The sequence below is a fragment of the Agromyces sp. CCNWLW203 genome (assembly GCF_036576125.1).
In the GTDB taxonomy this organism is placed as follows: domain Bacteria; phylum Actinomycetota; class Actinomycetes; order Actinomycetales; family Microbacteriaceae; genus Agromyces.
In genome coordinates, this window is record NZ_JAZHYX010000001.1 from 126,907 (window position 1) to 152,067 (window position 25,161).

19 protein-coding genes are annotated in these 25,161 nt (G+C 70.0%); 9 read left to right on the top strand and 10 right to left on the bottom strand.

Going from position 1 to position 25,161, the window contains the following annotated elements:
• Positions 1-77 precede the first annotated feature (77 nt).
• A complete protein-coding gene (locus VPH61_RS00620) occupies positions 78-2,528 on the bottom strand; it encodes a hypothetical protein (protein WP_332061580.1) in 2,451 nt (816 codons plus the stop codon).
• 175 nt (positions 2,529-2,703) lie between these two features.
• Here VPH61_RS00620 and VPH61_RS00625 point away from each other — a divergent pair, with 175 nt between their 5' ends.
• Complete coding sequence (locus VPH61_RS00625; RefSeq protein ID WP_332061581.1) at positions 2,704-3,099, top strand: nuclear transport factor 2 family protein; 396 nt, start codon at positions 2,704-2,706, stop codon at positions 3,097-3,099.
• Positions 3,100-3,156: 57 nt separating this feature from the next.
• On the opposite strand, the gene VPH61_RS00630 is transcribed toward VPH61_RS00625, so the two are convergent.
• Positions 3,157-3,804: a hypothetical protein gene (locus VPH61_RS00630; RefSeq protein WP_332061582.1), complete on the bottom strand. Its 648-nt coding sequence runs from the start codon at positions 3,802-3,804 to the stop codon at positions 3,157-3,159.
• A 92-nt stretch (positions 3,805-3,896) separates the two neighbouring features.
• Positions 3,897-5,861, bottom strand: a complete 1,965-nt coding sequence (locus tag VPH61_RS00635) for a chitobiase/beta-hexosaminidase C-terminal domain-containing protein (protein ID WP_332061583.1) — start codon at positions 5,859-5,861, stop codon at positions 3,897-3,899.
• A 210-nt stretch (positions 5,862-6,071) separates the two neighbouring features.
• On the opposite strand from VPH61_RS00635, the gene VPH61_RS00640 reads away from it, so the two are divergent.
• The 3 genes from VPH61_RS00640 to VPH61_RS00650 all read left to right on the top strand — a co-directional run bounded on the left by VPH61_RS00640 (position 6,072) and on the right by VPH61_RS00650 (position 8,333).
• Positions 6,072-6,719: a hypothetical protein gene (locus tag VPH61_RS00640; protein WP_332061584.1), complete on the top strand. Its 648-nt coding sequence runs from the start codon at positions 6,072-6,074 to the stop codon at positions 6,717-6,719.
• A 73-nt stretch (positions 6,720-6,792) separates the two neighbouring features.
• Positions 6,793-7,533 (top strand): YcnI family protein, encoded by a 741-nt coding sequence (locus VPH61_RS00645; protein WP_332061585.1) that lies wholly within the window; start codon positions 6,793-6,795, stop codon positions 7,531-7,533.
• A gap of 215 nt (positions 7,534-7,748) precedes the next feature.
• Positions 7,749-8,333 carry a hypothetical protein gene (locus VPH61_RS00650; protein ID WP_332061586.1) on the top strand — a complete coding sequence of 195 codons (585 nt, stop codon included), beginning with the start codon at positions 7,749-7,751 and terminating at the stop codon, positions 8,331-8,333.
• Here VPH61_RS00650 and VPH61_RS00655 read toward each other — a convergent pair.
• Positions 8,308-12,819: an Ig-like domain-containing protein gene (locus VPH61_RS00655; RefSeq protein WP_332061587.1), complete on the bottom strand. Its 4,512-nt coding sequence runs from the start codon at positions 12,817-12,819 to the stop codon at positions 8,308-8,310. The two genes, VPH61_RS00650 and VPH61_RS00655, sit on opposite strands and share 26 nt — an antisense overlap.
• Before the next feature lie 185 nt (positions 12,820-13,004).
• On the opposite strand from VPH61_RS00655, the gene VPH61_RS00660 reads away from it, so the two are divergent.
• Genes VPH61_RS00660 through VPH61_RS00670 form a run of 3 tightly spaced genes read left to right on the top strand, consistent with a single transcriptional unit; the run spans position 13,005 to position 15,334 of the window.
• A complete protein-coding gene (locus tag VPH61_RS00660; protein ID WP_332061588.1) occupies positions 13,005-13,871 on the top strand; it encodes an alpha/beta fold hydrolase in 867 nt (288 codons plus the stop codon).
• A 31-nt stretch (positions 13,872-13,902) separates the two neighbouring features.
• Positions 13,903-14,697, top strand: a complete 795-nt coding sequence (locus tag VPH61_RS00665) for a strictosidine synthase (RefSeq protein WP_332061589.1) — start codon at positions 13,903-13,905, stop codon at positions 14,695-14,697.
• A gap of 34 nt (positions 14,698-14,731) precedes the next feature.
• Positions 14,732-15,334, top strand: coding sequence for a TetR/AcrR family transcriptional regulator (locus VPH61_RS00670; RefSeq protein ID WP_332061590.1), 603 nt, complete (start codon positions 14,732-14,734; stop codon positions 15,332-15,334).
• Between the two features lie 119 nt (positions 15,335-15,453).
• Here the strand turns inward: VPH61_RS00670 and VPH61_RS00675 are convergent, their stop codons facing one another.
• The gene (locus tag VPH61_RS00675) at positions 15,454-18,063 is read right to left on the bottom strand and encodes a lamin tail domain-containing protein (RefSeq protein ID WP_332061591.1); all 2,610 of its coding nucleotides are present in this window, start codon (positions 18,061-18,063) and stop codon (positions 15,454-15,456) included.
• Between the two features lie 397 nt (positions 18,064-18,460).
• Between VPH61_RS00675 and VPH61_RS00680 the strand changes: the two genes are divergently transcribed.
• Positions 18,461-18,679 (top strand): DUF2188 domain-containing protein, encoded by a 219-nt coding sequence (locus tag VPH61_RS00680; protein WP_332061592.1) that lies wholly within the window; start codon positions 18,461-18,463, stop codon positions 18,677-18,679.
• A gap of 62 nt (positions 18,680-18,741) precedes the next feature.
• On the opposite strand, the gene VPH61_RS00685 is transcribed toward VPH61_RS00680, so the two are convergent.
• The 5 genes from VPH61_RS00685 to VPH61_RS00705 all read right to left on the bottom strand — a co-directional run bounded on the left by VPH61_RS00685 (position 18,742) and on the right by VPH61_RS00705 (position 24,299).
• The gene (locus VPH61_RS00685) at positions 18,742-19,659 is read right to left on the bottom strand and encodes an NAD(P)-dependent oxidoreductase (RefSeq protein ID WP_332061593.1); all 918 of its coding nucleotides are present in this window, start codon (positions 19,657-19,659) and stop codon (positions 18,742-18,744) included.
• Positions 19,656-20,447 carry a carbohydrate ABC transporter permease gene (locus VPH61_RS00690; RefSeq protein ID WP_332061594.1) on the bottom strand — a complete coding sequence of 264 codons (792 nt, stop codon included), beginning with the start codon at positions 20,445-20,447 and terminating at the stop codon, positions 19,656-19,658. Before VPH61_RS00690 ends, VPH61_RS00685 begins: the two co-directional genes overlap by 4 nt.
• A gap of 1 nt (position 20,448) precedes the next feature.
• The gene (locus tag VPH61_RS00695) at positions 20,449-21,339 is read right to left on the bottom strand and encodes a carbohydrate ABC transporter permease (RefSeq protein WP_332061595.1); all 891 of its coding nucleotides are present in this window, start codon (positions 21,337-21,339) and stop codon (positions 20,449-20,451) included.
• Positions 21,340-21,397: 58 nt separating this feature from the next.
• Positions 21,398-22,720, bottom strand: a complete 1,323-nt coding sequence (locus tag VPH61_RS00700) for an ABC transporter substrate-binding protein (RefSeq protein ID WP_332061596.1) — start codon at positions 22,718-22,720, stop codon at positions 21,398-21,400.
• Between the two features lie 70 nt (positions 22,721-22,790).
• Complete coding sequence (locus VPH61_RS00705) at positions 22,791-24,299, bottom strand: ADP-ribosylglycohydrolase family protein (protein ID WP_332061597.1); 1,509 nt, start codon at positions 24,297-24,299, stop codon at positions 22,791-22,793.
• A gap of 139 nt (positions 24,300-24,438) precedes the next feature.
• Here VPH61_RS00705 and VPH61_RS00710 point away from each other — a divergent pair, with 139 nt between their 5' ends.
• On the top strand, positions 24,439-25,155 hold the full coding sequence (locus VPH61_RS00710) for a FadR/GntR family transcriptional regulator (protein WP_332061598.1): 717 nt from the start codon (positions 24,439-24,441) through the stop codon (positions 25,153-25,155).
• Positions 25,156-25,161: the final 6 nt, after the last annotated feature.

The window sequence follows — 25,161 nt, forward strand, 5'->3', positions numbered from 1 at the left end:
CTCGGCTCGCACGTCAGCATGAAGCGCCGCCGGGCTCGGCCCGGCGGCGCTTCGTCGTTCCCACGGGCGAACGAGGCTCACGAGGCGAACGAACCGTACGCGCCGCCCGAGAGGTGCGCCGGCACCTGGGGCGCCTCGGGCTTCGGCGCCGCGGCCGCCGCGGGCGGGGGCGCGGGCTGCTCGACGAAGGCGGCGACGTTCAGGTGCGTGAGGAGGCCGACCATGAAGCGGGCGATGTCCTCGAACTCCTCAGCGGTCGGCACCCAGTGCACCGCGCGCGCGACCGACCTGATCAGCTCGTCGAAGCCCTGCGAGAAGTGGCCGGCGAGCGCACGGATCGAGAAGTCCGCGCCGTCGACGAGGAAGCGCACGGCGCGCAGCCGTTCGGTGTCGGTGAGACAGCCCTCATCGGTCGCCATGCCGGTCTTGAGGATCTCGGACGCGTCGACGAGCATCGCGAAGTCCTCAGCGCCGAGGCCGAGTGCGTCGTCGAGGCCGAGCAGACCCGGTGCGTCGGCGATGCGCGCCGGGTCGAAGATGCCGCGCTGCTCCAGCCGCTCGCGCACCGCCGCGAACCGGGCGATCTGCCAGGGCGAACTGATCGGCGCGATCACGAGCTCGCGCATACGGGGCTCACCGCCGAGCAGCATGAGCTCGGGGTCGCGCGCGGCCTCGCGCTGGTAGAAGTCGACCTGCCGGGCATAGCGGATGCCGCGGATCGCCTCCGCGACGAGCGCGTCGTGCTCCTCGGGGGCGGCCGCCGCGAGGGCGCGCCTCGCGGTGAAGCACGCACAGGAGTACCGGATCTCGACCTCGAGCGACCCGTTCGCGTCCTCCATCCAGCGGCGGGCGGCTGCGGCAGCCCGCGCCTCGACCTCCTGCTTCGCCGGCAATCGTGACGAGCCGCGTGAAGCGGCGGAGCCGGCGGCATCCGCTGCGGCCCATTCGTCGGCGACACCGGGGGTGAAGATCACGTAACTGAGTGCCGCCCTGGCGCGCATGCGCGCGAGCACCCGGTTCGGATCGCGTCGCGGCCCACCGGTCTGCCGCTCGAGCAGCGCCAAGTACCGCACGACGGCATCGCGGATGCGCTCGCGTCGCTTCGCGGCATCGGCGATCTCGTCGGCGGCGGCTCCCTCGCCAGTCGTGCCCGACCCCGCTCTGCCCTCGGCGAGGTCGACGAAGGCAGACCAGTTGCGGGCCGCCGTGAGGTAGGCCATCAGGCTGCGCAGCAGCATCGCCTGCGGCTCCGGCGCGGTCGGGCGGGCACGCCGGCGGGCGTCGAGCCGGGTGCGCACCGGCCGGAATGCCCTGCGCACGTCCGAAGGGTCGAGGCGCTCACCGCCGACCTCCGCTGCCGTACGCACGTAGGCGTGCCAGACCTTCGGCGGCACGTCGTCGAACACCTGCGGCTCGCCGCAGAGCCACGCCGCCTGGTTCACGATGGGCTCGATGCGGTCGAGGAACGCCTCGTGCGCGGCACGGTCGTCGAGGCCGTCCACCCGATCGAAGACGCGGTCGTACTCGGCGAGGATGCTCGTCGGATCCTCCTCGATCGCCCGGTTGAGGTAGTGACGGTGCTCGTCGTCAGTCGTCATGCGGGCGAGGCCGAGGAAGCCCACGGACCTCCAGCCCTTCGCCCGGTAGAACCCGCGCACATCGGGGTAGCGCTCGGCCATGGTCATCGCGGTGAAGCCCGCGGCGAGCGCGAGCAGCTTGCGGTGCTGGTCGGGCTGCGCCGACTCCCACTCGAGCCCGAGTTCGACCTCGTCGACAGGGTGGCCGTTGCGTCGCAGGGTCGCGATGCCCGAGCGTTCGTCGAGCACGGTGACCTGCAGCATCCACGGCGCCGAGTTGAACAGCACCTGGAACAGCCAGGCGATCGCCGAGGCGATGCCGCTGCCGCTCCGGTCGGCGATCGCGATGAACTCGCCGAGGTCGGGGGTGCTCGGCCGCTCGACGCGCTCGGCCGGATCGTCGAGGTTCGCGTTGCGCACCTGGTTGAGCGCGTCGATCGACCACGCGGTGTTGACCGAGCCGTCGGAGTCCATCACCTTCGCGTCGAGACGCGAACGGCTCGCGAGCCCCGGCCCGAGCACCGCGACCGCGACGAGCGCGAGCGGCAGCGCGACCACGAGCCACGCGGCGAACCCGTCGCTCGCGTACGCCGTGGCGATCACGATGACGATGGGGGTGACACCCACGAGCACCCAGCCGATTCGGCGCAGCACGGCTCCCGTGCGACGCCGGATCGCGAGATTCCGCACACCAGGCAGCAGGGCCACGAGCCGCGCACCGACCGCGAGCACGAGCCACGCGACGAGCATGGCGAGCAGCGCATCGCCGACGGGCACGAGCACGACGTCGACGAACGCCTGCCACCGAGTGCTGATCGAGGCCGACCACGAACTGAGCGATGAACCGTCGCCGATGCTCGCACTGCAGCCCCCGAGCGCGATCACGGCACCGACCGCGAACACCGCACCCGGTGCCCGCCGTCGTCGCGTTCCGATCGCCTGCTCAGTCATGATCCGCAGCCTGCCTGGCGCGAGTCTAGTGACGCGGCGTCGTGCCGCGACAGGGGTGACCCTGAGGGATGCTCACCCGCTTTCGGGGGGCGAGCAGGCGGCATTCGACATGCCGGCCGCGACTCGGGCGCACCCGGCGATTGTGGATGACCGCCGACCGGAGCATCCTGAGACCATGAGCGATCGTGAGGATTTCCTGATCTGGCTCCAGAGCGAGTTCGTGCGAGCCGAGCGCGCGATGTTCGACGGCGACGACGGCCCCCGCCGCGCGATCTGGTCGGCAGACGAGCCGGTCAGCGTGCTCGGCGCCTGGCGCAACGCCTCGAATCGCGCCGAACTGATCGATGCGTTCGAGGAGCTCTCGACGAGCTTCTCGAACTGCACCGACTACGCGTTCGATCTCATCGCCTTCGACGTGCTGGGCGAGGCGGCCTACACCGTGGGCTACGAGCGGGCCTCGGCGTCGGTCGACGGCGAACCCCGCACGTTCACGCTGCGGGCCACCCAGGTGTACCGCCGCGAGCCGAGCGGATGGCGCGTGGTGCACCGCCACGCCGACAGGCTCGGGTGACCCGGGCCCGAGGCCGAACCGGCGGGCGCGGAGGACGCGCCCGCCGGTTCGCAACCGTCACTCGAAGAGCGACAGGGTGAGGGTCGACCGGTAGTTGCCGGGCGCGACGTCGCTCGAGGTGCGGAGGAACAGATCGGCGTTCGCGGTCCACGCGCCGTCGGCCGCGACATCCTCGGAGTCCCAGGCGGAGGCGAACAACTCCTGGTCGACGAGGCCGACGTTGTTGTTGCCGCCCTGCGTGGGCGCGTCGATCACGGTCACGACCTCGTCGCCCACGGCGACGAGGTCGGACTCGCCGCCGTCGATGAGGTTCGGGCGCCAGCCGAGGTGACCGGCGCCGATGGGCGCCTGGCCGGCATCGCCGACGAACTCGCTGGTCGTGCCGAGCACGTACCAGGCCGCGGCGTCGGGGATCTCCTCGGCCGTACGGGTGTCGGTGATCGTGACGGTGGGGAGCTCCCCCGTGAACTCGCGCACCGACGGCTCGCCGGAGTCGCCCTCGGTGAGGGCGACCTCGCTGGCGGCCACGGTCATCGCGAGCACACCGGGCTCCGTCAGCGGGGCCACCTCGACGGTGACGTCGACGGTGCTGTCGTCGCCGACCAGCTCGTCGGCGTGCGCCGCGGCTGCGGCCGCCGTCAGCAGCATCGCGCCCATGGTCACCGCGGTGACGCGGGCCGCGGCGGACTTCGTGATTCTCTTCATCTCGGGTTCTCTTCTCTCTCGTGCGGGTTCGGTTCGGGAGTTCGGGTGTTCGGAACTCGATTGCGCGATTGCTCAGGCGCTCTGGCGCTCGGTCAGTCGCAGGTCGCAGCGTCGTACGCCGCGGTCGTGGTCACGGTCACGGGTGCGCCGCCGATGACTCGGGTCGCCTGCACGGCGACCTCGCCGGCCGGCACGCTCGCGGCGCGCACCGAGAAGGAGTGCACCGCGTTCTTGCCGGGCACGACGTTCGTGAACGACTTCTCGCCGTAGGCGGTCTGCATCGCGAGGGCGACCGGGTCGGCCTCGTCGTTCAGGGCCTTCACCGTGACGTAGGCCTTCGACCCGAGGCAGCGCGTCTCGGCTTCGACGGGCACGCCGTCGAAGCCGGCGACGAATCCGACCGAGGTCGTCGCCGAGCGGTTGCCCCAGGTGTCGACCGCGGTCACCGTCGCGACGTACGAGCGGCCGTCGGTGAGCGAGACGATCGGCGAGGCGGGCTGCAGGCCCTGCTTGATCGTGAGCGGGATCTCGAGCACGGCCGGCATCGGCGCGAAGAAGAAGTCGCTCGACACCTTCGCCCCGGCACGGAACGGCAGGGCGACGGCGCCGGTCGCGGCATCCGTGACCTTCACCTCGTAGCCGGAGACCTGCTCGTCGTCGCTCGCCTGCGGAACGCTCAGCACCGGGCCCGTGGCGGTCGATCGAACGCTCGGCTCGGCCCCGAGCACGGGGGCCGTGCGGTCGGCGCGGGCGGCATCGGTGTAGTCGAAGTTCGCCTTCACCTCGGCGGCCGTCGAGCCGTCGAGCCGCACCGTCCAGGTGGGCCCCGCCAGCGCGCCGGCGCTCGGCGTCGGCACCGTCGGCGGGTAGGGCGACCAGGCGCCGTTCTCGTCGTAGGTGCGCCGGGGCTCGGCGCTGAACGCGATGCGGTCGATCTCGGTGCGGTCGGCGTAGACCTCGACGAAGATCGCCTGCGGAATCGGCAGGGTGAAGTTGTCGATCAGGTGCGGGCCGTAGTTCTGGTACGCGTCGCGCGGAATCTGCGAGTACGACATCGAGCCGTCGTTGACCGCGGTGAAGTCCTTCTGGTGGATCGACTTCTCGCTGTTGACGTTCAGGTGCGAGTGGCCCGAGATGAACACGGCCTGCGGGTAGGCGGCGAGGTCGGCGGCGATGGTCGGGTTCGACGCCTGGGCGCCGTCGTTGACGGTGCCGGGCAGCGGCCGGTGCGCGACGACGAAGACGGGCGTGTTCAGCGAGCCCGGCTGCGCGTTGATCTCGGCGAGCTTGCCCTGCAACCAGGCGCGCTGCGTCGCGTCGTAGGCCTCGGTGTTCAGGATCAGGAAGTGGTGGCCCTCGATGACCTGCTCGTAGTACCCGCCGCCCGCGTGCGGGAACCACTCGGTCGGGTAGTACTGCGTCATGACGTTCAGGCGGTCGTCGTGGTTGCCGAAGGTGACGAGCATCTTGGTGTCGTCGAGGCCGTGGCTCGTGAGGCCGTCGGTCAGGAGCGAACGGATGACCTCGTGGTGCGGGCCGGTGTTGTAGTTGTTGTCGGCGATCTGGTCGCCGTTCGAGAGGATCAGGTCGGGCTCCGCCTGGATCGACGTGATCGTGTCGAAGTAGTGGTTCCAGCGGGCTCGAGTGGCCTCGTCGTAACTCGTGGTCTCGATGTCGCTCATCACGACGAACGAGAGCAGCGGCTCCTCCTCGGTCTTGATGAGGTAGCCCTCGATCTCGGCGGCGGAGACCGCGTCGCCGAGCACCGACACGGCCGACAGGTTCGCGGACTCCTCGATCGTGATCGGGCCCTCGTAGCGCGGGCTCGTCAGGGTCGGCATCGAGCCGTCGAGCGTGTAGCGGATGTCGGCGCCCGCCGGTGCCGACAGCTCGACGGTCGTCGGGCCGACGTGACGGCCGCCGTCGACGCTGAAGGTCGGTGCGGCGAGGGCGTCGTCGGCGTAGGCGACCGGTGCGGCTGCACCGGCGGCGGCGATGACGGCCGCCACCACGACTGCGACCGCGCCGGGCAGGGCCGGCTTTCGCGAGATGGGCATGCGGATGAATCCTCCGGAATGTGTTGCGGACGGCGCACCGATCGGTGCGCGACGCTCGAGACGCTACGCACGGGCCGACTCGCAGCGGCGGACGGTTCGTCGCCGACCGGCGAACGTCACGTGAACTCCGGCGGGAGTCGTTCGGACAAGGGCACGTCGAACATCCGACTGCGCCCGCATCGGTCGCCGACGCGCCCATAGAATCGCAGGGTGAAGATCGGTCGCGGCGCGCAGGTGGCACGGGCGCTCGCCGTCGTCGGCACCGCGATCGTCTCCGCGTCGCTCGCGCACACGATCGGGGGCGGCGCACCTCCTGGCTTCGTGACGATCGCGCTGGCGCTCGCCCTCGCCGCGCCGTTCGCGATGCTGGTCGTCGGCGACCGGCGGAGCACACCGCGTGCGGCGTTCGCCGCAGTCGGCGCCCAGCTCGCGCTGCACGCGCTCTACTCGCTCACCCCTCAGGCCGGGTCGATCACCGTCGGTCCGGCGTCGGCACTGGGCGCCGGTCAGCCGCACCTCCACGGCGGCGACGCCGCGATGCTGTTCTCGGCGGGCACGCCCGTGCACGACGAGCATTTCGGCCCCGCGATGCTCGTGGCCCACGCGGTCGCAGCCCTGCTCACGGTCATCGCGGTGGCCCTCGCCGACCGCATGCTCGACGCCGTGCGCTTCGCGGGTCGCGGCATCCGCATCGCCCTCGTGGTGCTCACCGCGCCGCTCGTGCCGCCGCTGACCGCCCACGTCGAGCCGGCCGCCCCGCGACGGGTCGGCCCCGATGCCACCTCACTGCTCTGCACCGCCCTGCGGTATCGCGGACCACCGCGTCGGCCCCTCGCCGCCCTCGCGGCGACACGCTGACACATCCGCATTCGCGAACGCTCCGAACCACACCTCGAGGTGTCGTCCGTTCGCACACCCTGAAAGCAGAGACATGAACACCCGAATCCGCACGACCCTCGCCGCCGCCGTCGCCCTCGGCGCGGGCACCGCACTCGCGCTCGCCGCGCCCCTCGCGGCGAGCGCCCACGTCGTCGTCGAACCCAGCGCGACCGCCGCCGGCGCGTACACCGTGCTGAGCTTCGGCACCCCGCACGGATGCGGCGAGAGCCCCACGACGAAGCTCACCTTCACGATGCCCGAGGGCATCGACCGGGTCACGCCCACGGTCAACCCGGGCTGGACGATCGAGAAGGTCGTCGAGCAGCTCGACGAGCCGACCAAGGACTCGCACGGGGCCAACATCACCGAGCGGGTGAGCTCGGTCGTCTACACGGCGGTGACCCCGCTGCCGACCGACCTGCGCGATGTCATCGAGCTGTCGCTGCAGCTGCCGGCGGATGCCGCGGGCGAGACGCTGGCCTTCCCGGTGCTGCAGGAGTGCGCCGAGGGCCAGACCGACTGGAGCGCCATCGCCGAGGAGGGCGAGGAGGAGCCCGAGCACCCCGCCCCCACGGTCACGGTCACCGAGGCGAGCGCCGACGGCCACGGCCACGCGGCCGAAGCGGATGCCTCGTCGGATCACGAGTCCGAGACGGCGAGCGCCGACGCGGCCGAGACGACCGGCTCCGACGACGACGTGGTCGCCCGCGTACTCGGCATCGCCGGCCTCGTGGTCGGCGCCGTCGGCATCGTGCTCGCGATCACCGCGCGCCGGGGCCGGAAGCAGGCGTAACCCGCGGCACGCACACGCGCGAACGCCCGGTCTCCCGTCGCGGGGGCCGGGCGTTCCGCGTCGCGGCGGCCGGGTGGTTGCTGTTGAAACTGTCGGCACTTCGGCACTTCGGCACTTCGGCACTTCGGCACTTCGGCACTTCGACAGTTCACCGGAATGACAAGACGGGGGTTTTCCGGATTCCGAGCGGCATCCGCGTTTTCTAGATTCGAGACATGTCGGTCGTCACCTTTCACAGAACCTGGCTCCTCGCCATCGTCACCTGCCTTCCGCTCCTCGCGCTGCTCCTGACTCCCGAGCTCATGCGCAGCCGAGCAGGCAGCGGGCAACTGCTCATGATCGGCACGCTCGCACTGCTCGCACTGCTCGTCGCGGCCTTCATCGCCGCTCCATGGATGAGCGCCGTCGCGGCGCCGGTCGCCGAGCGTTGGACGCCTCGATCAGCGATCGGGCAGAGCCGCGCGGTGTGGCGCACGCGCAGGGGCAGCGCCTGGCTGGCACTCGGCGTCGCCGTGCTCATCTACGCGGCGGCGCAGGCCGTCGGCTACTGGGTCGGCACCGTCGTGCCATCCGTGAGCGACAACCCCGCCTACGGCACCGACGCCTCGGAGCCCCGCTGGCTCATCGACTACCCGGCCTACGTGCTGCAGGCCCTCACGATCTACGCGATCACGACCATCGCGATCGCCTGGTACGGATGGCGCATGCGCACCCTCTCGCTCGCCTCGACCGGTGCGCGCACGAGGGCTTCAGCGACACGGTCGCGCGAGACGCTCACAGGCCGCTCGTACACGAGCTGAACCCGCTCGTCGCCAACGAGAGCACGGTGCCACCGACACCGACGCTGCCGGGCGCGCTCACGTTGAGCCCGTTGATGTAGTTCTCGACGCCGGGAGAGCTTGTCTGCCCCAGCGGGAGCCCCTCGATGCCGAAGTCGTTGATCGTCGGGTCGAGCGAGAGCTTGGAGAGCTGGATGCCCGTCGCCTGGAACACACCGCTGCCGCCGGCGGTCGTGTTGCCCGTGATCGCCACGCAGACGGGGGAATCCGGCCCGGCGAGCGAGCCCGATGCGACGTAGATGCCCGCAAACGCGGCGGTCGGCGCGAGCACGTTGTTGCCCGTCACCTTCGCCGTGGCCATGCCCGCGCCCGACGCACCGACGAAGATGCCGGGGCCGCCGGTCGCGCTGACCTTGTTGTTCGTCACGCGTACCGCGACGGTCGCACCGACCGTGTTGAGCGAGGTCGCGTTCGCGGTGATTCCGGCACATCCTGGCCGGCTGCCCGCTGCGATGACGTTGGCATCGAACCTCGCCGTGACGTTCGCCGCGCCGCCCGTGAACAGCGAGATCGCCTGGCAGTCGAGGTGGCGGATCGGCTCGGCATCCGTGCCGTTCGTCGACACGTCGACGTTGGCGTCGGCAGCGCCGAGCACCTGCACGTCGACGAACGCGTCGGGCTGCTGCTCGATGCCGCCGCTGCCGCCGTCCATGCGGTTGCCGGTCACCGCGACGACGTTCGTGACGTTACCGGGAATCCCGAGCGTCGACTTCGCGGCTCCCGCCTGGTTGCCGCCGATGAGTCTGATTCCGTGCCCGGCGCGGAAGTCGGTGATCACGTTCGACGAGATCGTCGCCTTCGTGATCGTCGCGGCGCCGCCGGTGGTGCCGGTGGCCTGCAGCAGCACTGCCGATCCCGGAGTGAGCAGGTCGCCGGCATCCGAGATGCGGTTGCCGCTGATGGTCGCCGACGAGATGGTGCCGCCCGCGTTCGTGATCGAGATGCCGGATGCCTCGTTCGAGGTGAGCACGCTGTTCGAGATGTCGACCGCGCCCGAGAGGTTGGCGTTCGACCCGTCGAAGGCGATGCCGTCTTCGCCGGCGGCGTCGCCCGCCCCCGTGACCGTGCCGCTGAGGAACGAGAACCCGGAGACGCTGACGCCCCCGATGCCGTTGCCGGCGCTGTTCTCAATGCGCATGTTGCGGAACGAGACATCCGCCGTGCTCAGCAGCGAGATGCCGTCACCTGAGGTGGCGGCGATCGTGCCGCCCGAGGCATCCCCGCCCTGGATGGTGCTGCCGCCGCCCGTGACGTGCAGGCCGCCCGCGATGCCCGTGCCGAGCAGCACGATGCCCGAGGGCGCCCCGTTCGAGGAGATTCGCTGGAATGTGACGTCGTCGGCCCCGATTCCGGTCAGCACGATCGAGAGCCCGGTGCCGGTCGTGCTCGAGAGCGTGTTGCCCTCGCCGGTGACGACGATGGTGCCCGAGAGGGAGGCGGCGAGCGGCACCCCGCTCGTCGTCGTGACGTCGAGGCCGCCACCGGTGATCGAGAGGGCGTGCCCGTTGGACGACCCGAACGAGACGCCCGGACTCGCGCCCGTCTCGAGGTGCTTCGTCGCGCCCGAGATCACCGTCGACCCGCCGGTGCTGCCCGCGATGACGATGCCGCCGCCCGCATCCGGCCCGTCGGTGATGGCCCCCGAGAGTGCGATGGTGCCGCCCGTGCGACCCGAGATGTCGACGTTGGTGACGGCCGCGCCGTCGCCGATCGCTCCCCCGTACGAGACGTCGGCGTCGCCGCCGATCAGCCGCAGGGCGGAGAGCGTCGAATCCGACAGTTCTCCGGCAGCCGCAGCGAAGGTGCCGGTGCCGAACTCCTGGATGTAGACGCCGTAGGTCGGGCTGCCCGTCGAGGTGACGCTGTCGAACGAGAGCGACGAACCCGACGATCCGGCGAGGCTGACGGCGGGCCCGCCGGTGGCGTGGAGCGTCGCGGTGCCGCTCGCCGGCACGGTGACGGGTTCGGTGTTGATGAGGCGGAACGCCGGCTGAGTGCCGTCGACGAGGTTCAGGTCGAGGTCGTCAAATTCCACCGCGCCGGTCGTCTCCTGCAGGTAGACCCCGCCCTTCCCGTCGTCGACGACGACGGTGTCGAACTGGCTGCCGTCGAGGCCGCTGCGCTGCGCAAGCAGGGCCGAGGCGCCGCCCGTCGCACGGATGACCACGGTCGCCGACGGGTCGAAGACGACCGACGGGGTGTCGGCGACGAGCACGCCGGGGTTCGCACCGTCGTTCTCGACCACGAGGTCGCCAACCTCGTTCGTACCGGTCATGTGCCGCAGGGTGAGCGGCGACCCGAAGCCGTCGGAGACGGTGTCGATGAGGTGCACGTCGTCGATGCGCACGTCGCCGGCCGGGTCGTTCACGGTGTCGAACGTGCCGATGCCGCCGCCGAAGGCTCCCGGGCGGATCTCGAGCCCCGCGACCACGTTGCCGACGCCGAGGCCGACCACGAAGAGCGCGTTCGCCGTGAGCGTCGGCCGCGCCGTCGGGTCGCCGATGTGCAGAGTGCGCCCGTCGACGACCAGGTCGGATGCCTCGCCGATGAGCTGCTGGTCGTCGTCGAGCCTGACCGCGGTCGCGTGTCCGGTCGTGGTGCCGTCGCCCTCGAAGACGAAGATGTCGTCGCCCGTGTTACTCGCCTCCACGGCCTGCGCGATCGTGTCGAACGGCTTGCTCACGTTGCCGTCGTTGCCCTCGGCGGCGTTGTCGACGTACCAGACGCAGTCGCTGATGGCGATGGTCACGTGCCCGGTGTCCTTCAGCGCGTTCGCGGCGCCCTGGTCGGTGACCGTGTAGTCGAAGCCGTCGGTGGTGGCGGTGCAGTCGTTCGGTGGCAGATAGGCGAAGTCCCCGTCGGCCTCGAGGTAGACGAAGCCGCCCTGCTCGGTCAGCGTGACACCGGACTCGATCGCGAGCTCGGTGCCCGGGTCGGCGTCGGTGTCGCCGTCGAGCAGGTTGCCCGCGACGAGGAGGTGCGGGCGTAGGGGGTCGATTGCGCCGTCGGTCGGGTCGTCGATGACGAGGAACGTGTTGCCGACCGCGGCCGAGGCGCCGTCGAACGTCTCGTCGTCGGCGACCGGCGCATCGGCGATGCAGATCACCTTCACCGAGACCTGCGCGTTCGCGTCGCCGGGGGCCAGCGTGTAGCTGAACACGTCGTTCGCGCCACCGGGCGGCGCGTTGCAGTACGCGGCATCGGGTTGGTACGTGAGACCGGTGCCGCCGCCCGTGATGACGACCGTGCCGTGCTCGGGCTGCACGACGCTCGTGATGGAGCGCGGGCCGCCGTCAAGATCGGCGTCGTTCGCGAGCACGTCGATCGCTGTGGCGGCGGCATCCTCATCGACCGTGGCGGCGTCGTCGGCGGCGACCGGCAGGTCGTCGACGCACGTGACCTTCACGCCGACCGTCGTCGTCGAGCCCCCGGGCGCGAGCGTGTACGTGAATTCGTCGTCGGTCGTGCCGGGTGGGGCGTTGCAGAATCCGGCGTCGGGTTCGTAGGTGACGGATGCCGCGTCATCCGCGATCACGACCTTGCCGCTCGCGGGCTGATCGACCTGGCTGACCGAGATCGGCCCGCCGTCGGTGTCCTGGTCGTTGGCGAGCACGTCGATGGTCGTCGGCGCAGCATCCTCCTCGACGGTCGCCGTGTCGGCGACCGCGGTCGGCGACACGTCTTCGACGACGTCGAGCACCATGATCGTGAACACCTGCTCGAGGCTGCCGCCGTATCCGTCGGTGCCGCGCACGCGGATCGAATAGCTCGCTTGGGTCTCGTAGTCGAAGCTCGACGCGGTTTTCAGCGTCGATGCGGTGATCGTGAAGGCCGCGTTGTCGTCATCACCGGTGCCGCTGACGAGCGTGAAGCCAGGCGTCGCGGCGGGGTCCTCGTCGACGAGGCCGAGGGTGCCGACGACCGAGACCGCGGGTTCGTTCTCGAGCAGCGAGTCGTTCGAGAGGGTGAGCCCGCTCAGTGCATGGTTGCCGATGACGTAGCGCTGCTCGGTGGTGAGGCAGGCGGTCGCGGCGCTCACCCGGCGCAGCACGCCCGAGCTCGGAGCGCAGAAGTAGGCGGGCTGGCCGTTCGTGGTCGGTACGTCGAGGAGCGTGCCGGCAGGCTTCGCGCCCATGCACGACTTCGCCGACGCGAAGCGGCGCACCGAGCCGTCGGGCTGGATGCAGAGCGAAGTCGGGCCCGGCCAGATCGTGACGGGCGTCTCCTGCTTCGGGCGGCAGTCGCCCGCGCTCGAGGCCACTCGCAGCAACCCGTTCGACTTCTGGGCGCAGGCGTAGCGCAGCTGCGTCTCGTCGGCCGCGAATGCGACCGACGGGGTCGCGAGCACGGCGATCATCGCCACGACGGTGAACAGCACGAGCGCGAGCCGGGTCGGCCGGTGCGACTCGGGGGCGTCTGCGACATTCGGACGGAACTCGTAGGACACGGGGGCCTCCTCGAGGCGGCACCAAGCCGTCGATCCGCGTTCGTCGGGTTCGATGCGGAGCTGTCGCCAACACTCGACCCGTCTCCCCCGTTCCGCTAGACCCGAGAACGGGGGGCGCGCTTCCGTTTTGACAACATTGCTGAGTTCACTCATAATTGAGGCAACTCACGAAAAGGAGAACCCTCATGAGCACCACCCCCGACACCGCGCGCGAACCCGTCACGTCGTACGCGACGGCACCGACCCGCACGATCGCCGCCGATGGCGTCACGTACGCATATCGCGAGCTGGGACCGAAGGGCGGCGTGCCGGTCGTCTTCTTCGTGCACCTCGCCGCGACGCTCGACAACTGGGACCCGCGCGTCGTCGACGCCATCGCCAAGGAGCGCCACGTCATCACGTTCGACAACCGCGGCGTCGGCGCTTCCACCGGCGAGGTGCCCGACTCGGTCGAGGCGATGGCCGACGACGCGTACAGCTTCATCCGCGCACTCGGGCTCGACCAGATCGACGTGTTCTCGTTCTCGCTCGGCGGCATGGTCGCCCAGGCGCTCGTCGCGAAGCACCCCGAGCTCGTGCGCAAGCTCGTGCTGACCGGCACCGGCCCCGCCGGTGGCGAGGGCATCGACAAGGTCGCCGGCGTCACCTTCTTCGACATCCTGCGCGCGACCCTGACCCGGTCGGACCCGAAGGAGTTCCTGTTCTTCAACCGGAACCCGGCCGGCAAGCGCGCCGGCAAGGCGTTCGTCGCGCGGCTCGCGGAGCGAACTGTCGACCGCGACGCGCCGATCAGCGTGAAGGCGTTCCAGACGCAGCTGAAGGCGATCAAGAAGTGGGGCCGCTCAGCGCCCGCCGACCTCTCGAAGCTCACCCAGCCCACCCTGATCGCCAACGGCGACCACGACCGCATGGTGCCCTCGGTGCTCTCCGACGACCTCCACCGCCGCATCGCGGGGTCGGAGCTCATCATCTACCCCGACTCGGGTCACGGCGGCATCTTCCAGTTCCACGACCGTTTCGCGCCCGTCGCCGCCCGGTTCCTCGCGCGCTGAGCGGCATCCGAATCGACCAGGAGAACTCGCCATGACGAACACGATTCCATTCACCAGGAAGGCGTTCGCGTCCTCGATCCTGTTGTGGATGCGCACCGACCAGCCGCGCCAGCAGGGCATTGAGCACTGGAAGGGCCCGCACTCGAAGATCATCTCGGCGACGCCGGGAATGGACGAGTACCGGCAGATCCATCTCGCCGCGGAGAACCCCGGCCTGTGGCCCGCCGCTCCGGGCATCGAGACGGCGATCCCCGCCGACCGCCGGATCGACGGGGTCGCCGACGTCACGTTCCAGTCGGTCTTCTCGCCGCTGATCGGCCGCAAGCAGACCCGGCTCGCCTACGCCGACGAGATCAACGTGTTCCGGCGCACCCTGCTCTACGCCGGTCCGCCGAACTCGACCCGCTGGTACGACGTCGCCCGCGGCAATCAGACCGGGGCGCGGGCCCTCGTCTTCCTCCGGAGGCGCGAGGGCGTCGGCACCCGCCGGTTCCGCAGGTACTTCACCGACGAGTTCGTGCCCGCGCTCGCGACGGCGGCTGCCCTGACGGAGTTGCGCACCGAGGTATTCATGCCCTGGAACGAGAAGCTCTGGGACTCCCCCGACGTGGCTCACGACAACCCCGCCGACCAGCGGCTCCATGCCTCGGTGATGCTCGGGTTCGCCGATGCATCCGCTCGCTCGTCGTTCTTCGACAGTGTCGCGATCGCGAAGCTGTCCGACGAGCTGTCGGCGTTCGCGTCGGCGGCGCACGCGTACGAGGTATCCGAGGCGCTGACCTACGTCACGGATGGCGCAGTGCTGCCGCATTATGCTCGGAACTGAGCACAGTCAGATCCGATTCCTGGAGGGCGACAGCATGGCATCGGCCACGGCACCGGTCGGTCGGCGCGAGCGGAACAAGCAGGTCAAGCTCGAGCGCATCACCGCAGCCGCACGCGAACTCTTCGCCGAGCACGGCGTCGACGACGTCACGACCCAGCAGATCGCCGAGAAGGCCGACATCGGCGCGGGCACCCTGTTCCTGTACGCCAAGACCAAGGGCGAGCTGCTCCTGCTCGTGCAGAATTCCGCCTACGCCGACGCCCTCGAAGAGGGGCGCGCAGCCGCCGAGGGCCTGCCCGATGCGCTCGACGCGGTGATGGCGATCGTGCGCCCGGTCGTGCACTGCAACCGCATCCAGATCGACAACGGGCGCACGTACCTGCGCGAACTCGTCTTCGGCGACCCCGAAGAGCCGCACCACCGCGAGGCGCTCACGCTGACCCTGCAGACCGAAGCGGCCGTCGCCGCCGTGCTGCGCCGGGGCGACCGCCTCGGCGAGCGCGACGCCGCCACCCTCGCGCGCGTCGTCTCGGCGGTCATGTTCGTCACCATGGCGGCCACGGCGAACATCTCGAGCACCGTCGACGAGCTCGTGCAGGAGATCAGGGACCAGGTCGGCGTGCTGCTGCCGAGCTGATCGCACCACTCGCACCGACGCAGACCGCCCGACCCTCGTGATGAGGGCCGGGCGTTCTCTGCTCGATCGGCCGGTACTTCGGTACCGGGGTCTCGATACGCTTCGCTCCTCGACCGGCGTCAGGCGCTGCGACGTCGTCGCACGAGCAGCAGGCCCGCGCCGAGGGCGACTGCGAGCGCCGCGAACAGGCCGAGGGTCATGAGGCTCGAATCGACACCCGTTGACGCGAGTGCGCCGGCGGCTCCCGAGCCCGACCCGGACTGACCGTCGCCGGTTCCGCCACCGCCGCTGCCACCGCCGGGGGTCCCCGGCTGCTCGCCGGGCTCCTCTCCCGGCACCGCGCCGGGCACCGTGCCGGCCCGCAGCGCTGCGGGCTGCTCGCCGTCGGCGAACCACCAGGCGGGGCGCGCCGTCGCCGCGGCATCCGCGACCTCGCTCGCCTGCACGAACGGGCTCACTCGAGCGAGCGGGGCAGCATCTGCCGGGGCCGCTTCCGGCGCGGCCGTCTCCGCAGCCTCTGCCGCAGGAGCCACCGTCGACAGCGACTCGGGCGCCGTGGCGAAGCCCTCGTTGTTGAGGTTGGGCATGCCGGCGGGGCGGGCGAAGAGCTCGATCGTCGGGGCCGCGCCCGTGAAGGTGATGCCGGCGCCGCGGCCCTCGCAGCCGTTGTCGCAGAGCGCCCACAGCCGGTCGAGCACGGTGTCGTAGTCGAGCGCCATCACGCCGCCGAGACCGGGGTCGATCGCCGAGATCTGCGTGCTCGTTCCGTCGGCGTTCAGTGCGTAGGCGTAGACGACGCCGTTGTCTTCGACGGCGACGAAGAACAGGCCGTCCCCGTGACCCGGGTGGTCGGCCGCCTCGTACGGGGCGCCGGTCGTGGCGTCGACGAGCAGGCCTTCGAGCGCGGCATCCGGCACCCATTCGACCGCTTCGAGACCCGTGTTCGCCGCGACCTGCGGCAGCGAGGCCGTGAGGTCCCACTCCTGCTCGGCGACGACGTCGGGGCCGTCGGCCTCGGGGTCGACCGCGAGAATCACGTTCTGGTTGACGCCCTTGTTCGAGTTGTCGCGCTCGGAGGCGATGTAGAGCCGCCCGGCGTCGTCGACCGTGATGCCCTCGGCGTCGGGGCCTGCCGCACCCGCGTTCTCGGCGTCGCGCTGGAAGCGCACTCGCTTGCCCGCGTCCCATCCGTCGGCGAAGGCGACCTGGCCGTCGGCGCTCGCGTCGAGCTTCCAGAAGAGGCCCGTGCCGTTGTCGACCGCCCAGAGCACGACGCCGTCGGCCGTCTGCTGCGCGTCGAGACCCGAGGAGTCGCCCTCGAACATCTGGGTCTCGTCGATCACGGTGACGTCTGCGGCACCCGGCCAGACCGCGACATCCGGGTCAACGGGGTCGACCGGGCCACCGCCGCAGGCGTTCGGCTGGCCCTTGGTGGCGACGGATGCATCGCCGAAGGCACCGGTGCCGTCGGGGCAGCGCGCCCACGTCAGCGCGGCGTGGTCGGTCCACGCGTACTCGACGACCGTGAGGCCTGCGGCATTGCGGATGCTTGCGACATCCGCTCCCCCGAGCCCGAAGCCGAAGTGCGTGCCTCCGTCGAAGACGAAGAACGCGCCGGGCGCGAGGGTCGTGCCGGCCGCGACCGGTGTGACGTCGGCGGCGTGCCCGATCGGGTCGCTGTCCATGAGGGTCCAGCCCGTGAGGTCGAGGGGCTGCGAGCCGGTGTTGACGACCTCGACCCAGTCGGCGGCGTCGCCGTTGGACTCGACTTCGTTCACGGCCACCGACGGCAGCACGCAGCTGTTGGGCTCACCGGGCGTGACGTTGGCGAGCGCGAAGCCGCCGGTCGCGTCGGGGCAGCGCGCCCAGCTCGCGGCCGCTTCGTCGCCGTCGATCGCGGGGTGTCCCGCCCACGCGTAGGTGTCGAGCAGCGTTGCCGCATCGTCGTAGAGCCGGATGGAGTCCGACCCGCCGATGCCGATGGCCGCCGTGAAGGTCTGCGGGGCGCCGTTCAGATCGACTCCCGGAGTGGATGCCTCGACGACGAGCCGTGCCCCCGCTGCGATGCTCGTGCCGGCCGCGAAGAACCAGCGGTGGTCGTCGGAGTTGTCGCGGAGCTCGTAACCCGACAGGTCGAGGTCGCTCGCGCCGGGGTTGATCAGTTCGATCCAGTCGGCCGGGCCGGAGTCGATCTCGTTGAGCAGCACGCTGCCGGGCTCTGGCTCGGGCTGGGTGCAGACGTTCGCCGCCCCGAGGGTCACCTCGGTGGCGTGGGCCCACTCGCCGCCGTCGGCGCAGCGCGACCAGACGGCGAGTGGAGCCGTCGCCTCGTAGGCGTGATCGTCGACGACGGTGCCGGCGGCGTCGAACAGGGTCACCGCATCGCCCTTGCCGAGTCCGAACGGGAAGCCGAGCGGCGTCGCGTCCTTGACGAGCACGAGGTACCCGCCGGGTGCGATGGTCGTGTCGGCCGGGATCTCGCCGGTCTTCAGCGGGTCCTTGTCCTGGTCCTGCAGCTTCCAGCCCGAGACATCCACCGCCGCTGCCGACGAGTTGTACAGCTCGATGGCGTCGGCGGGCGATCCGTCGTACCAGATCTCGTTGATCACGACGCCGGGCTCAGCGCCGAGGGCGATCGACGGCGTCGCGGCGAGCGCGATTCCTGAGGCTGAGACCGCGAGCGCGGCGAGCATCGCGGCGCTTCTGCGGAGGGGACGGGGCAACGACATTCGGGCGCTCCTGTCGGGCTGAACGGGGGTCGCTCGTACTCGACCGTTCGCCGGTGACGGGAATGCGTCTGCACGGTGAACGCACGGTGTCGTTCACACGGCCGGATGCCGCATCCCTCGGCGGACGAATGCCCGTCCCTCAGGATTCGGGCCGGGCATTCTGTCTGCGATCGGCCGGTACCTCGGCACTTCGGCACCGGGTCTCGACACTCGAGCCGTTCTCCTCGCCCGCGACTCGGCGGCACGTGAGATCGTGGCCGTTCTGCTTCGCCTGCAACCCCGTTGTGGACGACCGCGGACCGGAGCATCCTGAACCCATCAGCGGCCGCGAATGGTCCCTGACCCGGCTGTCGAACGAGTTCGCGTGGGCCGAGCGCACCAGAGGAGGGAGCTGAATATGGCTGACGGAGATGTGGAGACCCGCTCGAACCGCGGGCAATGGGAGAACGCCGTCGAGGGCTCGCCCGAGTTGTCGCAGAGCTTCGCGAGTCGCGACGAGGCGATCGACGCCGGCCGGGAACTCGCCGCGACCCTCGGCTCGCACCACACGGTTCGCGAGAGGGACGCCACGGGAGTCATCACCTACGAAGACCCCGCGTCGGGCGAGGGCGGTTGAGGGGTTCAGCAGACGCCCGACCATCACGAAGGCCGGGCATCCGCGGTCGACCGCCGATGCAGTCAGTACCCGCGAACCGGGTCGACGACGCCGATCAGCGGTTCACCGAGGCGCCAGCGTTGCACGTTCTGGGCCACCCGCTCGGCGAGCATGACGCGGATCATCGTGGGAGTGTCCGCGGTGTGCGGCGTGATGAGCACGCGGTCGTCGCTCCAGAGCGGATGCCCCGTCGGCAGCGGTTCGGGATCGGTGACGTCGAGCCCGACCGCGCCGAGCAGGCCTGCATCGAGCACGGCGACGAGTGCGTCGGTGTCGATGAGCGCCCCCCGGGCGACGTTCACGAGCACGGCCGACGACTTCAGCAGCCGCAGCCGGCGCCCGTCGAACATGCCGAGGGTCTCGGGCGTCAGCGCCGCTGCGACGATGACGACGTCGGCGTCAGGCAGCACGTCGTCGAGCCTGTCGAATCCGACCACCCGGTCGGCACCCGGCACCTCGTGCACTGCGCGGCGAACGACCGTGACCCGCACGTCGAACACCGAGAGCAGCCTGACGACCTCGGCGCCGATGCCGCCGCCACCGATGACCGCGACGTGCAGGCCGTGCAACGAGCGCCCTGATTGTTCTGCCCAGGCCGTCGCCCGCGCTCGCGCCGGGAAGTGGCGAAGCGCTGAGAGGGTGAGCGCCAGCGCGTGCTCGGCGACCGGCCGGGCATAGGCGCCCTTCGCCGAGGTCCAGGTGAGGCCGGGGTCGATGACGCCCGCCGCGGTGTACCCGTCGATGCCTGCCGCGCCGAGCTGCACCCACCGGATCGATGGGGCAGCGGCGAGCGCCTCGGCGACCGCGTTCGGTGCGATCGCCGCGACCAGCGCGGTCGGTTCGGCATCGAGCAGCACGGGCAGCCCACCGCCCGACTCCACGGCGGCGGTCAGCGCGCGCTCGAGCTGCTGGTCGTCGGCAGCGATCGCGACGCGGGTCACTTCACGGCTCCCGCCGTGAGGCCGCGTTCGAAGAGCTTCTGCAGCGAGAGGTAGGCGATCGTCACCGGAAGCGAGATCAGCACGAGCGACGCGAAGATCTTCGGGGTGTCGCTGCCGTATTCGCTCGTGAAGTAGAGCGGCACCTGGGTGACGGCCTGCATGTCGCTGCTCTGCAACAGGAGGAGCGGGAGGAAGAACTCGTTCCACGACTGCAGGAACGTCCAGACGAGCACCACCGCGATGATCGGGCGAGCGAGCGGTAGCACGATCCAGAAGAGCGTGCCGAGGGTGTTCGCGCCGTCGATCTTCGCGGCTTCGAGGATCTCGTCGGGCACGCCGTCGAGGAAGTTCTTCGCGAGCAGCACGGTGAACGGGATCGTGATCGCGGCGAGCGGCAGGATCACGGCGATGTGCGTGTTCATGAGCCCGAGTCCGAGCATGATGGTGAAGATCGGCACGATGAGCGCGATGGCGGGAAGCACCAGCCCGCCGAGCACGACGACGAAGAGCATCTGCCGGCCCGGGAACCGGAGCTTGCTGAACGCGTACGCCGCGAGCATCGTGCAGACGAAGGTGATGACGATCGTGCCACCGGCGATGATCGCGCTGTTCGCCAGGAAGCGCAGGAAGGGCGTGCGAGTGAGCACGGCCGTGTAGTTCTCGATCGCCCCCTGCCCCTCGAAGCTCGTCGCGACGATCACGATGATCGGGTAGGCGAACGGGATGGCGATCAGCGTGGCGAGCACCTGGAGCACCACACGGTCGCGTGTGCGGAGTCGTCCGAACACGTCAGCTCCTTCCGAAGCGGTTCGCGCGCATCTGGATGAGGGTGAGCAGCAGCGAGAGCAGCAGGAGCACCATCGAGAGCGCTGCGGCGTAGCCGGCCTGGAATCCGTCGATCGCCGTCTTGTAGATGTAGGTCGTGAGGAACTCGGTGCTCCGGCCTGGCCCGCCGCCGGTCGTGAGATAGACGATGTCGAACGTCTTGAGTGCGCCGATCACGCCGATGAGCACGAGCGTCGCATGCGTGCCCGAGAGTTGGGGCACGACGACGCTCCACAGGGTTCGCAACTTGCCGGCGCCGTCGAGTTGGGCGGCCTCGATGAGGTCGGTGTCGACTTGAGCGAGAGCCGCCTGGTAGAGGATGAAGCTGAAGCCCGTCCACGCCCAGATGTTGATGACGGCGATCGCCATGAGCGCGGTCTCGGGCTCGGCGATCCATGCTCGGGTGAGCCCGTCGAGACCGATGGCGCGGAGCGCCTCGTTCAGCCCGCCGCCGGGGCTCAGGATGTCGCGGAACGCGACGGCGATCGCGGCCGGCGAGAGCACCACCGGCAGGAACATCACGACCTTGTACACACCGCCGAGGAAGATGCGCCCGCTGAGCAGGATCGCCATCGTCAGGCCGATCGCCATCTGCGCGGCGATCGTGACGACCGCGAAGATCGCGACGTGCGAGAGCGACGTCCAGAACACGGGGTCGGTGAAGACCCCGATGTAGTTGTCGATGCCGACGGGGCGGCGATCGTCGCCGATGCCGCTCCACTCGAGCGTGCTGACGTAGGCGTTGTAGCCGATGCCGAGGTAGACGATGCCGACCACGACGATGAGCGCGGGCAGCACGTAGAGCAGCGCACGAAGGCGCCCGCCCCTCACTGCGGGGGAATGCAGGGTTGCCATAGGTTCTTCCGACCGGGATGGAGCCCGCCGCCCCGGACGGGGCGGCGGGCTGACGGTGTCAGGAGGCGGCGTCGATCGCGGCTTGCACCTGCGCCGCGCCGTCGGCCGGAGTCGTGCTGCCGGCCGCCACCGAGGAGAGCACCTCGATGAGCGTCGACTTCACGTCGGGGTCGGCCACTTCACGCGGGCCGACGAGGTCTTCGCTTCGCTCGACGAGCGACTCGATCGCTGCGGCCTGCTCGGGCGTCTTGACGTCGCTGAGGTCGATCGTCGATCCCTTGAGTGCCGGCGGTCGCAGGGCTTCGCCGAGCAGCTCGACCGCAGTGTCGGAGGTCGTGAGCCAGGCGACGAGCCGGCCTGCGGCGTCCTTCGCGTCACTCTGCGCCGACACCGACCAACCGACATCCGGCCCGCCGAAGAGCGAGCCGACGGTCGCGTCTTCGGTGACCGCCGGGAAGTCGACGGGCATGAACACCGTGTCGGCGATCGCCGGGTCGCCGTAGGTCTCGGCGTACTCGGCGGTGCGCGTGTTGGTCGCATCGCGGAACTGCCAGCTGCCGAACGGGATCATCGCGGCCTCGCCCGTGATGCGCGCATCGTTCGCGTCGGGGTAGGCGGTGAATCCGAGCGCGCCCTCCTGCACCGCTCCGTCGGTGAAGAGCTGCTGCCAGATCTCGAGCGACGCGGTCATCGCATCGCCGTCGAACGGCTCGTCACCGTCGAGGGCGTCGTAGAACACGCCGGGCTCGACCTGGTTGGCGACGATCTGGAAGAGGTCGAGGTTCGCGAACCCGTCTTTCGCGCCCTGCACGAGTCCCTGCTTGCCTGCCGCATTCGCGGCGGCGTTGAACGCAATGAGCTCGTCGAGCGTCGTCGGCACGGCGAGCCCCAGCTCGTCGGCGACGCCCTGGTTGACCCACATGAATCCCGCGGCCGAGGTGTACCACGGGGCGGCGACCTGCTTGCCGTCGACGTCGTACTGGTCGGCGCCCGTCAGCTGCTCGTTCCACTCGGCGCCGAGGGCGTCTTCGAGGTACGGCGCGACATCCACGGTGAGCGGCGCGAACTGCTCGGGGAAGACGCCGACCTGCAGGCCGAACACGTCGGGCCCGTCCTTCGTGGTGGCGGCGAGGCGCACGGTGTTCACGAAGTCGCTCGCCTGGATGAAGCGGTAGTTGATCGTGATGTCGGGGTTCTCGGCCTCGAACGCATCGAAGTACGACGGCGCGCTCTTCTCGTCGGGATTCCACCCCCAGACGTCGAGCGTGACGGGGCCGCCGTCATCTTCGGCCGGCGCGCTGCATGCCGAGAGCATGAGGCCGGTGATGGCGAGGGCGCCGATCGAGATCGCCAGGCGACGACGTTTGCGGTCGAACTTCATTATTCGATTCTCCTTCTGCGGTGAGGGTGATGCGGTGTAGCTGGGGTTCGGCGAGACGAGGCGCGCCGGGTCAGGCCCGGCCGGGCCGGAACGCGTGCTCGATCCACATGGCGCTCGGCTGTTCGACGAGTGCGATGATCCACTCGGCGTAGTCGCGATCGGCGGGCGGTCGCTTCACGGCGACGAGCAGCTCGTGCACGCCGGGCGTCGGCGAGAGGTCGATGTACTGGCCCGCCGGCGCCTTGTCGGGTGCGGGGAACATGTACTGGCTGCCCTGCGAGCCGTGCAAGAACTCGCCGTCGAGCCAGATGCGGAAGTGCTCGCTCGAGTTGAACATGAGCCGCGCGCGGTCGCGCCCACGAGCGTCGAACCGCAAGCGCATGACGAGGATCGAGTCCTCGAACTGCTCGCGCGGGAAGTGCACCCACGTACCGGGCAGCGTGGTCTCGCGGAACTCGACGCGGTCGGCGGGCGACGCGCCGCCGAGCTGCGGCAGTTCGGTGTAGTCGCGGACCTGCCATTTGCCGTGCTCGCCGTTCGTGAAGCCGAGTTCGACCGGGATCGCATAGTCGGCTGGAGCGAAGTCGGCCTCCTGCACGTCGGGGTAGCGACCCTCGAGGCGCTCGGCGAGATCGAGCACGAGATCGGTGAAGCCGTCGATGGTCGGCGGCGGCGTGATGCCGGTGATCTCGTCGTTCAGCACGAGGTCGGTGCCGATCGGGGTCAGCCAGCGCTCGTCGATGGCAGTCGGGTCGAGAATGCCGAGCAGTGCGCCGAGCGATGCGGTCGAGCTGTCGGTGTCCTGCCCGCAGTTGTTGCAGATCGTGATGCGCTCGGAGAAGTTCGAGCCGGCGAGCCAGCCGAGCACGACGAACCCGGTGTTCGGGCGCACGTCGGTGAAGTCGGACCGCCCGTACTTCGCCATGATGCGCTCGCGCACCTCGCGCCAGTGCAGGCCCTCGGCCACCCAGCCGCGCGTGTCCTGAACGACGGCGCGGATCTCGCTGTCGGCCGAGAGGCCTGCCAGTGCGCCGTCGAGCAGCGTGTCGGTGTCGTCTTCGACGAACGCGAGCGACTGCAGTCGGGCGAGGAAGACCTCGGCGTCGATGCCGACTCCGGCGTGGTCGAAGCACGCGTCTTCGTAGGCGTAGGCGGCCGCACGATCGGGATCGCCGGGTGCCAGGCACGCCCACAGTTCACTGCGGATCGCGGCTCCCTCGCCCGCGGCGAACCAGTTGTCGAACGAACCGGTGTGCGGGGGCAGGATGCCCTCGGCGAGGTTGCGCATGCCGACGCCGTACTCGTTCCACGGGAATGCCACGTGATCGGCCCACGCCTGAGCCAGCAGGTGCCGGCTGACGGACGGCTCGACGAGTTCGGCGAGCTTGCAGGCGAACAGCACCTGCAGGTCGAGGTCGTCGTTCGGCACCATCTCGGTCGGCACCGGGAAGTAGTAGTCGACGTCGATCGGCCCCTGCAGCCCCTCGAAGGTCTGGCCGAGCGTTCCCCCGACCGCCTTGCCCATCCAGCACCCGTTCACCTGATCGCGCAGCTTCGTCGCGCGCTCGCCCTCTGACACGTTGACTCCCTCTCGTTTCCAAAAGTATTACATATACTTTTTGAACTGAGCAAATTCGAGTCGCTGGCGCCATTCATGCCCGGATTCGTGTAGAAGTAGACGTACGCAATTCACCTGATCTTTGAAGAAACCGGGGAGCATGGCACGGAATACGATCCAATCAGGCGTGCTCGACAGCATCGGCCTGAGCATCGTCGAGCAGCGCTATCCCCCGGGCCACGTCTTCCGCAGTGAAGACTGGGAGACCGAGTTCGACGTCTCTCGCACCGTGCTGCGCGAGGCCCTCAAGGTGCTCGAATCCATGCGGCTGATCAGCATGCGCCGCAAGGTCGGCATCACGGTGCTGCCCGAAACGCAGTGGAACGTGTTCGACCCGCGAGTCATCCGGTGGCGACTCCTCAGTGCTGACCGTCAACGGCAGATCCACTCATTGACCGAACTGCGACTTGCGGTTGAACCCGTGGCTGCGCGCAATGCCGCCTCGCGCGCGGCATCCGTCGATCGTGTCGCTCTGCTCTACCACGCCACCCAGCTCGAGAACGCGGGCGTGGAGGCCGATCTCGAACGCCTGCATCACAACGATGTCGCCTTCCACCGGCTGCTGCTCGCCGCGTCGGGCAACGAGCTGTTCCTCGCACTCTCGGAGCTCGTCGCCGAGGTGCTGCCCGTCACGGGGCACCTCGTGCACGACACCATTCCCGAGCAGCAGACGGCGCCGCCGCGACACTTGCACACGATCGCGGCCCAGGCGATCGTCGACGGCGATGCCACCGCAGCCGAACAGGCGATGCGGGAGCTGCTCGTCGAGGTGCAGGAACAGATGGACCTCGCCTATCAGCGCCGCTCGGACTCATGAGCTCGT

Bases quoted from the DNA above. Each gene is read 5' to 3' on its own strand.
- VPH61_RS00620 (WP_332061580.1), bottom strand. From the start codon at position 2,528: ATGACTGAGCAGGCGATCGGAACGCGACGACGGCGGGCACCGGGTGCG.
- VPH61_RS00625 (WP_332061581.1), top strand. From the start codon at position 2,704: ATGAGCGATCGTGAGGATTTCCTGATCTGGCTCCAGAGCGAGTTCGTG.
- VPH61_RS00630 (WP_332061582.1), bottom strand. From the start codon at position 3,804: ATGAAGAGAATCACGAAGTCCGCCGCGGCCCGCGTCACCGCGGTGACC.
- VPH61_RS00635 (WP_332061583.1), bottom strand. From the start codon at position 5,861: ATGCCCATCTCGCGAAAGCCGGCCCTGCCCGGCGCGGTCGCAGTCGTG.
- VPH61_RS00645 (WP_332061585.1), top strand. From the start codon at position 6,793: ATGAACACCCGAATCCGCACGACCCTCGCCGCCGCCGTCGCCCTCGGC.
- VPH61_RS00650 (WP_332061586.1), top strand. From the start codon at position 7,749: ATGTCGGTCGTCACCTTTCACAGAACCTGGCTCCTCGCCATCGTCACC.
- VPH61_RS00660 (WP_332061588.1), top strand. From the start codon at position 13,005: ATGAGCACCACCCCCGACACCGCGCGCGAACCCGTCACGTCGTACGCG.
- VPH61_RS00665 (WP_332061589.1), top strand. From the start codon at position 13,903: ATGACGAACACGATTCCATTCACCAGGAAGGCGTTCGCGTCCTCGATC.
- VPH61_RS00670 (WP_332061590.1), top strand. From the start codon at position 14,732: ATGGCATCGGCCACGGCACCGGTCGGTCGGCGCGAGCGGAACAAGCAG.
- VPH61_RS00675 (WP_332061591.1), bottom strand. From the start codon at position 18,063: ATGTCGTTGCCCCGTCCCCTCCGCAGAAGCGCCGCGATGCTCGCCGCG.
- VPH61_RS00680 (WP_332061592.1), top strand. From the start codon at position 18,461: ATGGCTGACGGAGATGTGGAGACCCGCTCGAACCGCGGGCAATGGGAG.
- VPH61_RS00695 (WP_332061595.1), bottom strand. From the start codon at position 21,339: ATGGCAACCCTGCATTCCCCCGCAGTGAGGGGCGGGCGCCTTCGTGCG.
- VPH61_RS00700 (WP_332061596.1), bottom strand. From the start codon at position 22,720: ATGAAGTTCGACCGCAAACGTCGTCGCCTGGCGATCTCGATCGGCGCC.
- VPH61_RS00710 (WP_332061598.1), top strand. From the start codon at position 24,439: ATGGCACGGAATACGATCCAATCAGGCGTGCTCGACAGCATCGGCCTG.